Source organism: Pantoea jilinensis (assembly GCF_019104105.1).
Taxonomy (GTDB): Bacteria; Pseudomonadota; Gammaproteobacteria; order Enterobacterales; family Enterobacteriaceae; genus Pantoea; species Pantoea eucalypti.
Genome location: NZ_CP077746.1, coordinates 3,901,570 through 3,915,755, shown reverse-complemented (window position 1 = coordinate 3,915,755; position 14,186 = coordinate 3,901,570). Strand labels below are relative to the sequence as shown.

General features: G+C 55.7%; 11 protein-coding genes, 3 tRNA genes and 1 other RNA gene. 11 read left to right on the top strand and 4 right to left on the bottom strand.

What is annotated here, in order from left to right; all coding sequences use genetic code 11:
- The first annotated feature begins 72 nt into the window (after nucleotides 1-72).
- From KTJ90_RS18435 to KTJ90_RS18420, 4 genes are all read left to right on the top strand, one after another.
- Nucleotides 73-148, top strand: a tRNA-His gene (locus KTJ90_RS18435).
- A 16-nt stretch (nucleotides 149-164) separates the two neighbouring features.
- A tRNA-Leu gene (locus KTJ90_RS18430) sits at nucleotides 165-251 on the top strand.
- Nucleotides 252-271: 20 nt separating this feature from the next.
- Nucleotides 272-348: transfer RNA gene (locus KTJ90_RS18425), tRNA-Pro, on the top strand.
- A gap of 32 nt (nucleotides 349-380) precedes the next feature.
- Nucleotides 381-510: non-coding RNA, RtT sRNA (locus tag KTJ90_RS18420), on the top strand.
- A gap of 927 nt (nucleotides 511-1,437) precedes the next feature.
- On the opposite strand, the gene hemY is transcribed toward KTJ90_RS18420, so the two are convergent.
- Genes hemY through hemC form a run of 4 tightly spaced genes read right to left on the bottom strand, consistent with a single transcriptional unit; the run spans nucleotide 1,438 to nucleotide 5,462 of the window.
- The gene (gene hemY, locus KTJ90_RS18415; protein WP_008926434.1) at nucleotides 1,438-2,634 is read right to left on the bottom strand and encodes a protoheme IX biogenesis protein HemY; all 1,197 of its coding nucleotides are present in this window, start codon (nucleotides 2,632-2,634) and stop codon (nucleotides 1,438-1,440) included.
- 2 nt (nucleotides 2,635-2,636) lie between these two features.
- Entirely contained in the window at nucleotides 2,637-3,770 is a 1,134-nt protein-coding gene (gene hemX, locus KTJ90_RS18410) for a uroporphyrinogen-III C-methyltransferase (RefSeq protein WP_003854351.1), read from the bottom strand.
- A 25-nt stretch (nucleotides 3,771-3,795) separates the two neighbouring features.
- Nucleotides 3,796-4,524: a uroporphyrinogen-III synthase gene (gene hemD / locus KTJ90_RS18405; protein WP_499025677.1), complete on the bottom strand. Its 729-nt coding sequence runs from the start codon at nucleotides 4,522-4,524 to the stop codon at nucleotides 3,796-3,798.
- Nucleotides 4,521-5,462, bottom strand: a complete 942-nt coding sequence (gene hemC / locus KTJ90_RS18400; protein ID WP_033743361.1) for a hydroxymethylbilane synthase — start codon at nucleotides 5,460-5,462, stop codon at nucleotides 4,521-4,523. The genes hemD and hemC overlap by 4 nt, the downstream gene beginning before the upstream one ends.
- Nucleotides 5,463-5,778: 316 nt before the next feature.
- On the opposite strand from hemC, the gene KTJ90_RS18395 reads away from it, so the two are divergent.
- The 7 genes from KTJ90_RS18395 (at nucleotide 5,779) to uvrD (ending at nucleotide 14,171) form a co-directional block, all read left to right on the top strand.
- Nucleotides 5,779-8,337 carry a class I adenylate cyclase gene (locus KTJ90_RS18395; RefSeq protein ID WP_003854355.1) on the top strand — a complete coding sequence of 853 codons (2,559 nt, stop codon included), beginning with the start codon at nucleotides 5,779-5,781 and terminating at the stop codon, nucleotides 8,335-8,337.
- A gap of 147 nt (nucleotides 8,338-8,484) precedes the next feature.
- Nucleotides 8,485-8,685, top strand: a complete 201-nt coding sequence (lptM, locus tag KTJ90_RS18390) for an LPS translocon maturation chaperone LptM (RefSeq protein WP_442844260.1) — start codon at nucleotides 8,485-8,487, stop codon at nucleotides 8,683-8,685.
- A gap of 28 nt (nucleotides 8,686-8,713) precedes the next feature.
- On the top strand, nucleotides 8,714-9,538 hold the full coding sequence (dapF, locus tag KTJ90_RS18385; RefSeq protein ID WP_008926438.1) for a diaminopimelate epimerase: 825 nt from the start codon (nucleotides 8,714-8,716) through the stop codon (nucleotides 9,536-9,538).
- The gene (locus KTJ90_RS18380; RefSeq protein WP_003854361.1) at nucleotides 9,535-10,239 is read left to right on the top strand and encodes a DUF484 domain-containing protein; all 705 of its coding nucleotides are present in this window, start codon (nucleotides 9,535-9,537) and stop codon (nucleotides 10,237-10,239) included. Before dapF ends, KTJ90_RS18380 begins: the two co-directional genes overlap by 4 nt.
- On the top strand, nucleotides 10,236-11,141 hold the full coding sequence (xerC, locus tag KTJ90_RS18375; RefSeq protein ID WP_499025673.1) for a tyrosine recombinase XerC: 906 nt from the start codon (nucleotides 10,236-10,238) through the stop codon (nucleotides 11,139-11,141). Before KTJ90_RS18380 ends, xerC begins: the two co-directional genes overlap by 4 nt.
- Complete coding sequence (gene yigB / locus KTJ90_RS18370; protein ID WP_499025671.1) at nucleotides 11,138-11,854, top strand: HAD family hydrolase; 717 nt, start codon at nucleotides 11,138-11,140, stop codon at nucleotides 11,852-11,854. The genes xerC and yigB overlap by 4 nt, the downstream gene beginning before the upstream one ends.
- A gap of 154 nt (nucleotides 11,855-12,008) precedes the next feature.
- Nucleotides 12,009-14,171 carry a DNA helicase II gene (gene uvrD, locus KTJ90_RS18365; protein WP_003854368.1) on the top strand — a complete coding sequence of 721 codons (2,163 nt, stop codon included), beginning with the start codon at nucleotides 12,009-12,011 and terminating at the stop codon, nucleotides 14,169-14,171.
- Nucleotides 14,172-14,186: the final 15 nt, after the last annotated feature.

Genomic DNA, 14,186 nt, shown 5'->3' with positions numbered 1-14,186 from the left:
GGTTGATTTACCGCGGTTGGCAGTAGAGATTTAAATGCTGCAGGTTTTAAATCTGTGACATTAAGAATTGTGGTGGCTATAGCTCAGTTGGTAGAGCCCTGGATTGTGATTCCAGTTGTCGTGGGTTCGAGTCCCATTAGCCACCCCAGATTTTGCTGGGAAACGCGAAGGTGGCGGAATTGGTAGACGCGCTAGCTTCAGGTGTTAGTGTCTTAACGGACGTGAGGGTTCAAGTCCCTCTCTTCGCACCATGCAAAACAGTTAAAAAAATCGGCGAGTAGCGCAGCTTGGTAGCGCAACTGGTTTGGGACCAGTGGGTCGGAGGTTCGAATCCTCTCTCGCCGACCATTTTTAGAAACCTGTCTGAAAAGACAGGTTTTTTTTCGTCTGTATAAAAGAGGATGAGGACCTCCGAAGGAGGTTTGAGCCGAGCGAAGCGAGACAACGTTGCTTCAGCAACGGCCCGCAGGGCGCTGCTCATAGAGCAGTGTAATCCTCTCTCGCCGACCATTTTTAGAAACCTGTCTGAAAAGACAGGTTTTTTTTCGTCTGTAGAAAGAGGATGCAAATTTCTGCGAGAGATTAGGGGCGCAGGCTGTGGAACAATGTTGCGGTGAGTGCGAGCCTGCGAAGGGAACACCGTCAGATGAATCCGGCTTTAGATCTCTCACCAGTCTGAAGCGTCCATGTAAGTTCCCGATGCGTCTGCCAGACTTGAAGCGAAGGGAGCATACGCCTGTAGCAAAGCATCGCGGGCCACGGACGGCCCGCGCTGAGGCCGCCAGGGATGGCGTCTTTTGCGTCTTTGCGAAAGGCGTATGCTCCCTGAAGCCGGCACAGCGGTGAGAACGGGCTGCTGTTTGCTAATCTTCGATGCCAGCTCTCCCGCTTTGATTTCGCCAGTTGTCAGTTAAAGTTGCTTAAGCAGGAGTAGCAGCGTCGTGAATCGCCGACAAATAAGTCATTGTTATTGTTAAGTTCACAGAGAGATTGGCCTCGCTGTCTCTATTAAGAGACAGAGAAAATGCAAGCTGTCGCCGGATACCGACACTTAACATCGGACATGGCTAAGAACAGATTTGGCACTGTGATTAAGTTATTGATTTATAATTACTTTAAAAATAAACCTTAACCTGGCACGGTTTGTGCAATACTTCTGCTGTAGATGCTCATTCCACCTCTTATGTCTGCTTATGCTACATAAACCTGGGAATGATGCAGAGCCAATTTTCGGTACCTGTTGTCTGCCTGCCTGTATCGCGTAAGCCTTACAGGGTTAACAGACACCACGTTGAGTCAGGTACCTCCCGGTTGTCTTACCGACCTGATCTTACACCTGCCACTGGCAGGTGTTTTTTTTGCCTGCGAGAACCGGAGGGCAGATTTTGGGCACAAAAAAGCCGGGCGAGCCCGGCTTTATCCTGTCTGACAATCGCATCAGGCGTTTGGGTTATTCTTCAGCGTCAGCAACAACCCTTCACGGCGCATTTTTGCAGCCTCTTCCGGGCGATGCAGACGGTCATAAACATCTGCCAGCCATGCATAATCGAACGCATCCGGACGCTGCGCCAGCGCCTGCTGCAGCGCGTCAGCTGCCTGCTGCCATTCCCCATGACGCATCAGCAACTGCCCCAGCGTACTGTGCAGCAACGGCGTTGCGCCATGCTGTTTAATCTGCTGACGTAATGCTTTCTCCAGTGCTTCGGGATTGCCGCTTTTGATACGTGGCATCAGCAGTACCAGACGATCGTCATAATGACGTTTCAGGCCTTCCAGCACGATAGACTGTGCGGTGTCGTGATCGTCACACTCAATCAGATGATCCGCCATGGCGACCTGCAACGTCGTATCCTGACGGGTCTTGCGACTCAGTGTGCTCCACCAGCGCTTCAGCCCATCACTGCCCTGATCAGCCATCGCCTGATTCATCAGACCCAGCCAGGCCTGCTGCTGCAAGGCATCGCGATGCAGCTCATCGCCGACCTGTGACTTCTGCATCGACGGCAGAATATCCAGCAGCGCACTCCAGGCTCCTGTGCGGATATACGCCTGTTCGGCCAGGCGCAGTACTTCCGGGTGACGCGGTGCCACTTCCAGCAGGCGGTCGATGCTATGACGCGCAGCGTGATCTTCGTTACGTGCCAGCTGAATACGTGCGCGGGCGATTTCCACCGGAATGGTATTGTTTTCCGACAGCTCTGCAGCACGCTCAAGATGCTGATTAGCACGGGCTTCATCACCACGCTGTTGTGCAGCTTCTGCAGCCAGCAGATAGTTGGCTACAGGCACATCAGCGTGATCGGCATCTTTAGAGAGCAGTTTCTCAACCTGACGGTGGTCGCCTTCTGCCAGCTTCATCAGCGCCGACTGGGTATGGCGCTGGGCGCGACGGCGTTTACGTCCGGTAAACCAGCCACGGGTTCGCGCGCCGGTGTGCAGCACGCGGCGCAGCAGCCACTCTACGGCCAGAATCACCAGCAGGCTGAGAATAAGGATAATGACCAGGCCTGTGACGCTGGTTTCGATATTCCAGTTATCAGTCTGAATCAGCACGTAGCCCTGATGACCGGCAATCATCGGTCCCAGCACCACGCCCGCAATCAGCAGGATAAAGAGGATAAATACCTTAAGCATGCTTAGCCCCCCTGCTGATTAGCAGCGGCAGAAGGTTGCGCTAACAGGTTGCGCACCCGCGTCTGCATCAGCTGTTCCAGCAACGGCTGACTTTCCAGGTTATCCGGCAGATCCATATTGATGTTCTGCTGACTCAGCTCATCCAGCTGAGCAAGGAAAGCTTTGGTGGCGGCATCATTAGTGTCGTACCAGGCGCGAACCCAGGCGGACACGGTATCGATAGATTGTTTATAAATCTCATCCTGATGACGCGGAACAGCCTGAGCAGCGATCAGCAGACGTGAGCGGATATTCTCACGCAGATATACATCCTGATTCGGTGCCAGCAGCGGCTGTGCGGTGTTATCGCGGCGACGGATGGTAATAAAATCATCCATAAAATTATGCCAGCTTTTCACCAGATTCTGACGCCATTCGCGCACCGAACCTGAGAGCTCGCCGCCATCGCTGTCCATCGGTGCATCATCGCTGTCGTTATCGGCCAGGCGCAGATTATCAACGTTATTCGACAACTGATTCAGCTTGAGGATCACCCCGTCGTAGTCGACCTGCGTAACGGAAGAGAGGTTGCTGATATCCTGGGTCAGTGCACGACGCACATTCATCACGCTGGGATCGTTCATGTCGGCCAGGCTGGCATCGGCGCTTTTCAGCAGTGCCGCGGCTGTCGTGACATCCTGATCGCTCCAGAGTTTGCGACCCGCCAGTTTCACCAGATAGTCCGCCTGTGCCAGCAGCCAGCTGCGCACGTCGTTGCCAGAGATCACGGCTACTTTTTCACGCAGGGTTTCCAGCTCTTTTGCTGAGGCATTCTGCTGCTGTTGCGCAGTCTGCAACGCCTTTTCAGCGCTACTTAATTGCTGTGTCAGCTGCTGTTTATCGCTGCCGGCCTGCTGCTGCAACGCGCTTAACTGGTCGCTCAGCTTTTGATTGGTTTGTGCCTGTAAATCAGCCTGATGTTTCCCGTTAAGGTATAAACCCGCACCCATCGCCAGCGCGATGACAATCGCAACGGCACCCAACACCATGCCACCCTTTTTCGCATTACGCGGTGGTGTGCTGTTGCTGGAAGAGGAGCGGTCAACCGCTGGGGTGGTTTCTTCAACCATGGCGGAGGAGTCTTTTTGTTCCGTCATATGTGGCACATCCCATTGTTAAAGTTCAGCGTAACGCGCGCAGCAGCGCATCGTTATCGGCACCATCGGCTACCTGAATATCCTGCCAACCTAATCCAGCGGCCAGGGTAGCCAAACGTTCACTGACGACAATCAGTCGGCAGTGGAGCAGCCATTCCTCACGATCAACCGCGGGGAACAGCGAAAAGAGCTGTTGTAACATTTCACCGCTGGTCACCACCAGCACCGAGACGCCGCGATCGCGCCAGCGGCGGCCTTCAACGGGTCCATCATAATGTTTCTGGCAGCGCTGGTAGCAGGCAGTAAACGTCACCTCAGCACCTCGCCGGGTTAAGGTCTCTGCCAGCAACTCGCGTCCGGGATCGCCTCGCAGGATCAGCGCACGTTTACCGGAAATCTGCTGAAGCGTGTTTATCTGGATCAATTCCTCACTGGTTTCATGAGCATGTGGCCAGGTCACCTGCTGGCCACTGACGGTGTGAAACGCCAGTGCGGTGCTGCGACCAATTGCATAATAGTCCAGCTCAGTGGGCCATGCTTTGATCGCGTGCTGCGCGTAGTGAATAACCTGCTGAGAAAGGATAAAGACGAGGTCGCCAGCATGAAGTCCGGCGAGCTTCTGGGGCAGAGAGGCGAGGTCAGCGCCCGGTGCGAACTCGATCAGCGGCAGGCTCCACGCCTGTTTGCCAAGGGCATGCAGGCGCGATACCAGCTCTGCCGCTGCGGGTTCCGGGCGCGTCACCAGGATGGTCATGCCGGCGGCTGCCCCTGGTAAACTTCTTTCAGGATTTCACGTGCGCCGCCATTCAGCAGTTCATCGGCCAGTGAAATGCCCATCTGTTCTGCCTGCGCGCGTGGACCCCGGCGTTCGCCGCTGACCATCACCCGGCCATCTGGTGCGCCGACCATGCCGCGCAGCCAGAGGTCATTGCCTTCCAGTACCGCGAAACTGCCGATGGGTACCTGGCAGCCACCCTCTAAGCGGGTATTCATGGCGCGTTCCGCTCTGACGCAGACTTCGGTGTCATCGTGGTTCAGTGCCCGTAACAGGTCAATTAAGACGCTGTCGTCCAGACGGCATTCAATGCCGACCGCACCCTGACCCACGGCGGGCAGGGAAACTTCGGCAGGCATTGCCTGGCGAATGCGATCTTCCAGTCCCAGGCGTTTCAGCCCGGCAACGGCCAGAATGATCGCGTCATACTCTCCGGCATCGAGCTTGCCGAGACGGGTGCCCACATTACCCCGCAGCGAACGGATCACCAGATCCGGACGGCGCGCACTAATCTGGCACTGACGACGCAGGCTGGAGGTGCCGACAATGGCTCCCTGTGGCAGCGCGTCAATAGAGTCATAATGATGGGAAACGAACGCATCGCGCGGATCGTCGCGCTCGCAGATGGTCACCAGGCCCAGACCTTCAGGGAAACTGACCGGCACATCTTTCATGGAGTGCACAGCCATATCGGCACGGCCATCCTGCATCGCCAGCTCAAGCTCTTTGACAAACAGTCCTTTGCCACCCACTTTTGCCAGCGGCGTATCAAGAATAATGTCACCTTTCGTGACCATAGGCACCAGCTCAACGCGAAGTCCCGGATGGGCACTCATGAGGCGTTGCTGTACATAATGTGCCTGCCATAATGCGAGCGGGCTTTGTCTTGTAGCAATTCTGAAAATTTTGTCTAACATGCTGTTAACCATTTTTATCGTTCACTGAATATCCTATCATCTCTGGATGAATACTGTCAGTTTCAACGGATTGAAAAGGGCCTGCGCACGGTTTCAGGCCCGGATTATCAAGCCATAACGTGGGAACCAGCGCTGAAAAGGCGGGAAGCTGGTAAGAACGTGCTAAACTGTTAAGTAGCGCAACTTTCTTTACGGTCAATCTGGCGAGTGTTAGATTGATCACGTTTCCAGCAATTATCTGCCCACTTTTTACTTTAATAAGCGGCAGAGCGTGGAAACAGGGTGCTTAAACACTGGGACAATCAGGCGAAACGTCTTGTACCTCTACATTGAGACACTGAAACAGAGACTGGATGCAATCAACCAGCTGCGCGTTGATCGTGCGCTGGCTGCTATGGGACCCGCTTTTCAGCGCGTCTACAGTCTGCTGCCAACCTTATTACATTATCAACATCCTCAGATGCCGGGTTACCTTGAAGGTAGCGTTCCATATGGCATCAGCTTCTACACGCCTGATGAAAATCAGCGCCAGCTGCTGGCCGATCTCACCGGCGACAGCGACCTGCGCCATGCCGATGCGCCGAAAGGCGAGATGCCAATCACCGCCATTTACTCCATGGGCAGCACCTCGTCTGTCGGCCAGAATAGCGTCTCGGATCTCGATATCTGGGTCTGCCATCAATCCTGGCTTGATAATGAAGAGCGCCTGAATCTGCAGCGCAAATGTACGTTATTGCAGAAGTGGTGCGTCTCAATGGGTGTGGAAGTCAGTTTCTTCCTGATTGATGAGAACCGCTTCCGTCACAATGAAAGCGGCAGCCTGGGCGGTGAAGATTGCGGCTCAACCCAACACATTTTGCTGCTGGATGAGTTTTACCGTACTGCGGTTCGTATGGCGGGCAAACGTCTCCTGTGGAATATGGTACCGGGTGAAGAAGAGCATCACTATGACGATTACGTGATGTCGCTGTACGCGAAAGGCGTGCTGACCCCCAATGAGTGGCTCGATCTGGGTGGCCTCGGTACGCTGTCTGCTGAAGAGTATTTTGGTGCCAGTCTGTGGCAGCTCTATAAAAGCATCGACTCGCCTTATAAAGCCGTACTGAAAACGTTGCTGCTGGAAGCCTATAGCTGGGAATACCCGAACACGCAGCTGCTGGCGATGGATATCAAACAGCGCCTGCACGACGGCGAAATCATCTGCTTCGGACTCGATCCTTACTGCATGATGCTGGAACGCGTAACGCACTATCTCACCAGCGTTGACGATCAGCCGCGTCTTGATCTGGTTCGTCGCTGCTTCTATCTCAAAGTATGTGAAAAGCTCAGCACCGAAGATCATCATCATCGCACCGGCTGGCGTCGCGAGATTTTATCGCAGCTGGTCAAAGAGTGGGGCTGGAACGAAGAGAAGATTGCCGTTCTGGACAACCGCGCCGAGTGGAAAATTGAGCGGGTGCGCGAAGCCCATAACGAATTACTGGATGCGATGATGCAAAGCTATCGCAACCTGATCCGCTTTGCCCGCCGCAATAACTTAAGCGTTAGCGCCAGCCCGCAGGATATCGGTGTATTAACCCGTAAACTGTATGCCGCGTTTGAAGCGCTGCCGGGCAAAGTGACGCTGGTGAACCCGCAGATTTCGCCCGATCTCTCTGAACCGAATCTGACCTTTATTCATGTCCCACCTGGCCGTGCCAACCGTTCCGGCTGGTATCTCTATAACCAGGCACCGGATATGGATTCGATCATCAGCCATCAGCCGCTGGAATATAACCGCTACCTGAACAAGCTGGTGGCGTGGGCGTGGTTTAATGGTCTGCTGACCCGCAAAACCCGGCTGCATATTAAAGGCAATGAGATTTGCGATCTGGCGCGTCTGCAGGAGCTGGTCAACGATGTTTCCAGCCACTTCCCGCTGCGTCTGCCTTCGCCGACACCAAAAGCGCTCTACAGCCCGTGTGAAATTCGTCACCTGGCGATTATTGTTAACCTTGAGCATGACCCGACAGCGGCCTTCCGCAACCAGGTGGTGCACTTCGACTTCCGCAAGCTGGATGTTTTTAGCTTTGGTCAGCAGCAGCAGTGCCTGATTGGCAGTATCGATCTGCTCTATCGCAACTCCTGGAATGAGGTGCGTACACTGCATTTCAGCGGCGAACAGGCGATGATCGAAGGACTGAAAACCATTCTTGGCAAGATGCATCAGGATGCCGCACCGCCGGATACGGTGGAAGTGTTCTGCTACAGCCAGCACCTGCGCGGTCTGATCCGCACGCGCGTGCAGCAGCTGGTCTCAGAGTGCATTGAGCTGCGCCTTTCCAGCACACGTCAGGAGCCGGGCCGCTTTAAAGCGCTGCGCATGGCAGGCCAGACCTGGGGTCTGTTCTTTGAACGTATGAGTGTTTCTGTGCAGAAGCTGGAAAATGCCGTTGAGTTTTATGGCGCGATCTCCAACAACAAGCTGCATGGACTCTCTATTAAAGTCGAAACGAATCAGACGCCGCTGCCACCCGTTGTTAACGGCTATGCCAGCGAAGGCATCATTCAGTTCTTCTTTGAAAACACCACGGATGAGCGCGGCTTCAATATCTACATTCTCGATGAGACCAATCGGGTTGAGGTCTATCATCACTGTGAAGGCAGCAAAGAGGAGCTGGTGCGCGACGTCAGTCGGTTCTACTCCTCATCGCACGATCGCTTCACCTATGGGTCGAGCTTTATCAACTTTAACCTGCCGCAGTTCTATCAGATTGTGAACACGGGTGAGCGATTCCAGGTGATTCCGTTCCGTAGTCAGACGCTGACGCAGCTGTGTACGACGCAGCCTGACAACGACAACAGCGACTATCAACCGCGCTATCAGGTGCATTGATGCTGACGGCCTGCCTGCGCTCTGCAGGTGGCCGCTATCTTTCTGGCTTGTCACCCGGTTCACGCTATTAGCGGGGATTTCCTGTTGCTTTTCCACCTTCAACTGCGATGATAAGCATCCAGGTAAAGGACATGAAGAGCATAAAGAATGAAGAAAGTAATAAGCCTGTTGGCCGTGACACTGGCTCTAACCAGCCTTGCAGGTTGTGGTCTGAAAGGACCGCTTTACTTCCCGCCGAAGGATCAGCCGAAGAAACAACAATCGCCGACCGAACGCCAGAAAGCGGATGCCAAAAAAGCCGATGTGGGCGGACTGGTTACCGGCAACTCAGGCGTACAAGCGAACTAATCTGATGGCTTATCCGGCGGAGCAAAAAATGCAGTTCTCCAAAATGCACGGTCTCGGCAACGATTTTATGGTTGTGGATGCAGTGACACAAAACGTCTTTTTTTCGCCGGAGTTGATCCGCCGGCTGGCCGATCGTCATCTGGGGATCGGATTTGATCAGCTGCTGATTGTTGAACCCCCTTACGATCCCGATCTCGATTTCCACTATCGCATTTTCAACGCCGACGGCAGTGAAGTGGCTCAGTGCGGTAACGGTGCGCGCTGTTTTGCCCGCTTTGTTCAGCTCAAAGGGCTGACCAACAAGACCGATATCCGGGTCAGTACGCAAAATGGCCGTATGGTCCTGACCGTGACGCCGGATGACCAGGTGCGCGTGAACATGGGCGAGCCCAACTTTGAGCCTCAGCAGGTGCCGTTCCGCGCCAACAAAGCCGAAAACCTCTATCTGCTGCGCGTTGCCGAACAGACGGTAATGCTGGGTGCGGTGTCGATGGGTAATCCTCACTGCGTCATCCAGGTTGAAAGTGTGAAAACCGCGCAGGTTGAACTGCTGGGCCCGATTCTGGAGAGCCATGAGCGTTTCCCGGATCGCGTCAATGTGGGTTTTATGGAGATCATCAATCCCGAACATATCCGCCTGCGCGTCTATGAACGCGGCGCGGGTGAAACACAGGCGTGCGGCAGTGGCGCCTGTGCTGCCGTTGCATGCGGCATTCAGCAGGGCATTCTGGCACCTAACGTCCGTGTCGATCTGCCTGGTGGAACGCTGCATATCTCCTGGAAAGGTGCCGGTCAGCCGCTCTATATGACCGGGCCTGCGACACACGTCTACGATGGGTTTATTCATCTATGAAAAATATCGAAGAGCAGACTGACAGTTCGGTTCTGCTGGACGATCAGGCCGTCAGTGATTATCTGCGGCAGAATCCCGATTTCTTTATCCGCAATGCCCGCGCAGTTGAACAGATGGCGGTGCCGCATCCGGTGCGCGGCAGCGTGTCGCTGGTCGAGTGGCACATGGCGCGGCAACGCAACCACATTCAGCGGCTGGAAGAAGAGATCACGCTGCTGATGGAGCAGGCCAGCGCTAACCACGAACTGTTTGACCGTCTGCTGTCGCTGGAAAGTCATCTGGCAGCGGCTGATTCGCTGCAGGATATGCTCAACCGACTGCACCGCTGGGCACGTGAATTGGGCCTGGCAGGTGCCAATGTGCGGCTGTTTAGTGATAAATGGCTGCTGGGCGCGCCTTCCGATTTCTTTCAGCTGAGCCTGTCGCGTCAGGCGTTTGAACCGCTGCGTATTCAGCGCTTCGGTAACCAGCATCACTATCTCGGCAACATTAATGGCCCGGAACTGCTGCTGCTGCTGCCGCAGGCAAAAGCGATCGGTTCGGTGGCCATGTCGCTGATGGGCGAAGAGGGCGATCTCGGCGTGCTGGTGTTCAGCAGTCGCGACAGCCAGCACTACCAGTCGGGTATGGGGACACTGCTGTTGCAGCACCTGTCGCAGATGATGCCTGATCTGCTTTCCCGCTGGGTCGAGCGCGCATGAGTAGCACGCTGCTGGAGGCTGTCGACGGATTCCTGCGCTACCTGAAAGTGGAGCGCCAGCTGAGTCCGTTAACCCAGAGCAGTTATGCGCGACAGCTTGCCGCGCTGGTGGCGATTGCTGACGAGATGAAGCTCAGCAGCTGGGCACAGCTGGAACCCGCGCAGGTGCGCAGCATGGCGGCGCGTAGCCGTCGTGCCGGACTCTCTGCCAGCAGCCTGGCGCTGCGCCTCTCTGCGCTGCGCAGTTTCCTCGACTGGCAGGTGAGTCAGGGTTTGCTCTCCGCTAATCCTGCCAAAGGGGTAATGACGCCACGTAAAGCACGGCATCTGCCCAAAAATATTGATGTTGATGAAGTGAATCAGCTGCTGGAGATCGACCTTGACGATCCGCTGGCGGTGCGCGACCGGGCGATGCTGGAAGTAATGTATGGCGGCGGTCTGCGTCTCTCCGAACTGGTCAATATGGATTGCCGCCATGTCGATCTCGATTGCGGTGAAGTGTGGGTCGTGGGTAAGGGCAGCAAAGAGCGCCGGGTTCCGATTGGCCGCACGGCCGTCACCTGGATCCAGCACTGGCTGCCGCTGCGTGAAACGTTCGGTGCCCAGGATGATGCGCTGTTTCTGTCGACACGCGGCAACCGCATTTCGCCCCGCAACGTACAGAAGCGCTTTGCCGAATGGGGCATCAGACAGGGTCTGGCGAGCCATATCCATCCGCATAAGTTGCGACACTCTTTTGCCACCCATCTGCTGGAGTCCAGCGGCGACCTGCGCGCCGTGCAGGAGTTACTGGGGCATGCGAATCTGTCGACGACCCAGATCTACACCCATCTCGACTTCCAGCATCTGGCTTCGGTGTATGATGCTGCGCATCCCCGCGCCAAACGAGGAAAGAACGAATGAAGTTTTATCGTCCGCTATCGGCCATTAAAGCTATGAGCTTCGACCTTGATGACACGCTCTACGATAACTACCCGGTGATTCGTCGTACCACGCTGGAGTCCCATGCGGCGTTGCAGGCTTTTCATCCGGCGCTGCGTGACTTCACGCCGCAGGATTATCAGCAGTTACGTGACGAACTGCTGCAGCGTGAGCCTGAAATCTATCATGATGTATCGGAGTGGCGACGCCGTTCGGTAGAGCTGGCGATGCTGAATGTCGGCCTCTCGGCCGCTGAAGCGACAGCGGGCGCGGCAGATGTCATGGCGGTCTTTCATCAGTGGCGGAGTCAGGTCGAGATGCCGGATGAGACGTATCAGACGCTAAAAGCGCTGGCGGAAAAAATCCCGCTGGTGGCGGTCACCAACGGTAACGCCTGCCCGGAAAAAATGGGCATTGCGCACTACTTTCAGTTTACGCTGCGGGCCGGGCCGGATGGGCGCGCCAAGCCGTGGCAGGATATGTATCAGCTTGCCGCGCAACGCCTTGATATCGCACCACATCATATTCTGCATGTCGGTGATGACCTCACAACCGATGTCGCGGGCTCACTGCGCTGCGGACTGCAGGCCTGCTGGATTAACCTGCGGCAGGGCAACCTGATGCATATCCCGGATGCGCGCCTGTTGCCGCATGTCGAAATTTCGCGGTTGGCATCACTCACCTCACTGCTATAATGGCTGTAAATTTATCCAGTCGTCTCCTCTTTTCTGCTTTGCCGCCGTCGCTAATCTGGCATCTGTGTCGCCGCCTGACGGGCAGCGATACTGTCTTGCGGCAGGCGGAATAATCAGCGCGACGACGACGCTTTTTCTCTGGTAAACGGTGCTTATGGACGTTTCTGAACTGCTCGATGGTTTGAATGACAATCAGCGCGCTGCCGTTGCGGCTCCGCGCAGTAACCTGCTGGTGCTGGCAGGCGCGGGCAGTGGTAAAACGCGGGTGCTGGTGCATCGCATTGCCTGGCTGATGTCGGTGGAGAATTGCTCTCCCTATTCAATTATGGCGGTGACCTTTACCAACAAAGCGGCCGCGGAGATGCGTCACCGTATCGAGCATCTGATCGGCACCAGTCAGGGCGGGATGTGGATCGGCACCTTCCACGGCCTGGCGCACCGTTTACTGCGCGCTCACCATCTTGATGCCGGTCTGCCGCAGGATTTTCAGATCCTCGACAGTGAAGATCAGCTGCGTCTGCTTAAGCGCCTGATTAAATCCATGAACCTTGATGACAAGCAGTGGCCTGCGCGTCAGGGCATGTGGTACATCAACGGCAAAAAAGATGAAGGCCTGCGGCCAAAGCATATTGAAAGCTACGGCAATCCGATTGAGCAGACCTGGCTGCGCATTTATCAGGCCTATCAGGAAGCCTGTGATCGCGCCGGTCTAGTCGATTTCGCTGAGCTGCTGCTGCGCGCCCATGAGCTGTGGCTCAACAAGCCGCACATTCTTAATCACTACCGCGAACGTTTTACCAACGTGCTGGTGGATGAGTTTCAGGATACCAACAACATTCAGTACGCCTGGATTCGGATGCTGGCGGGTGACAGCGGTCGTGTGATTATCGTAGGCGATGATGACCAGTCTATCTACGGCTGGCGCGGCGCGCAGGTCGAGAATATCCAGCGCTTCCTGCAGGATTTCCCTGGCGCGGAAACCATTCGTCTGGAGCAGAACTATCGCTCAACCAATAACATCCTGAAAGCCGCCAACGCCCTGATCGCCAACAACAATGGCCGCCTGGGTAAAGAGCTCTGGACCGAAGGCAGCGATGGCGAACCAATCTCTATCTATTGCGCCTTTAATGAGCTGGATGAAGCACGCTTTGTGGTTAACCGCATCAAGGTCTGGATGGAGAACGGCGGCGCGCTCAACGACTGCGCCATTCTCTATCGCAGCAACGCCCAGTCGCGTGTGCTGGAAGAGGCGCTGCTGCAAAGCAGCATGCCGTACCGTATTTATGGCGGCATGCGCTTCTTCGAACGCCAGGAGATCAAAGATGCGCTCTCCTATCTGCGTCTGATGGCGAACCGCAATGACGATGCGGCTTTTGAGCGCGTGGTAAATACCCCGACACGTGGCGTGGGCGATCGCACGCTCGACGTGGTACGTCAGACCGCCCGTGAGCGTCAGATGACGTTGTGGCAGGCCACGCGCGAACTGCTGCAAAGCCGCGCGCTGGCTGGCCGTGCCGCGTCTGCGCTGCAACGCTTCTGTGAGCTGGTCGATTCACTGGCTACCGAAACCGCCGATTTACCGCTGCATGTTCAGACTGACCGGGTCATTAAAGACTCAGGCCTGTGGCTGATGTATGAGCAGGAAAAAGGTGAGAAGGGCCAGGCGCGTATCGAAAACCTTGAGGAGCTGGTGACGGCAACACGCCAGTTCAGCTATCAGGACGAAGATGAAGATCTGATGCCGCTGCAGGCCTTCTTGTCCCATGCCGCCCTTGAAGCGGGTGAAGGTCAGGCGGACAAGTGGCAGGATGCGGTTCAGTTGATGACGCTGCACTCGGCGAAAGGGCTGGAGTTTAGCCAGGTCTTTATTGTCGGCATGGAAGAGGGGATGTTCCCGAGCCAGATGTCGCTGGATGAAGGCGGCCGTCTGGAAGAGGAGCGTCGTCTGGCTTATGTCGGCGTAACCCGTGCCATGATGAAACTGACACTGACCTACGCTGAAACCCGCCGACTCTATGGTAAGGAAGTGTATCACCGGCCTTCCCGTTTCATCGGCGAACTGCCCGAAGCGTGCATCGAAGAAGTGCGTCTGCGCGCCAGCGTGAGCCGTCCGGTAAACCATCAGCGGATGGGTGCCCCGGTGACCAAAAATGACAGCGGATTCGCGCTGGGTCAGCGTGTTCATCACGCGAAATTTGGCGAAGGCACCATCATTAATCTGGAAGGCAGCGGTGAACACAGCCGCCTGCAGGTGGCGTTTCAGGGGCAGGGAATCAAGTGGCTGGTGGCGGCTTACGCAAAGCTGGAAACGCTTTAGCGTGCGGTTGACGGC

Excerpts from the sequence above, each read along its gene's own strand:
- hemY (WP_008926434.1), bottom strand. The coding sequence starts at position 2,634 with ATGCTTAAGGTATTTATCCTCTTTATCCTGCTGATTGCGGGCGTGGTG.
- hemX (WP_003854351.1), bottom strand. The coding sequence starts at position 3,770 with ATGACGGAACAAAAAGACTCCTCCGCCATGGTTGAAGAAACCACCCCA.
- hemD (WP_499025677.1), bottom strand. The coding sequence starts at position 4,524 with ATGACCATCCTGGTGACGCGCCCGGAACCCGCAGCGGCAGAGCTGGTA.
- hemC (WP_033743361.1), bottom strand. The coding sequence starts at position 5,462 with ATGTTAGACAAAATTTTCAGAATTGCTACAAGACAAAGCCCGCTCGCA.
- lptM (WP_442844260.1), top strand. The coding sequence starts at position 8,485 with ATGAAGAAAGTAATAAGCCTGTTGGCCGTGACACTGGCTCTAACCAGC.
- dapF (WP_008926438.1), top strand. The coding sequence starts at position 8,714 with ATGCAGTTCTCCAAAATGCACGGTCTCGGCAACGATTTTATGGTTGTG.
- KTJ90_RS18380 (WP_003854361.1), top strand. The coding sequence starts at position 9,535 with ATGAAAAATATCGAAGAGCAGACTGACAGTTCGGTTCTGCTGGACGAT.
- xerC (WP_499025673.1), top strand. The coding sequence starts at position 10,236 with ATGAGTAGCACGCTGCTGGAGGCTGTCGACGGATTCCTGCGCTACCTG.
- yigB (WP_499025671.1), top strand. The coding sequence starts at position 11,138 with ATGAAGTTTTATCGTCCGCTATCGGCCATTAAAGCTATGAGCTTCGAC.
- uvrD (WP_003854368.1), top strand. The coding sequence starts at position 12,009 with ATGGACGTTTCTGAACTGCTCGATGGTTTGAATGACAATCAGCGCGCT.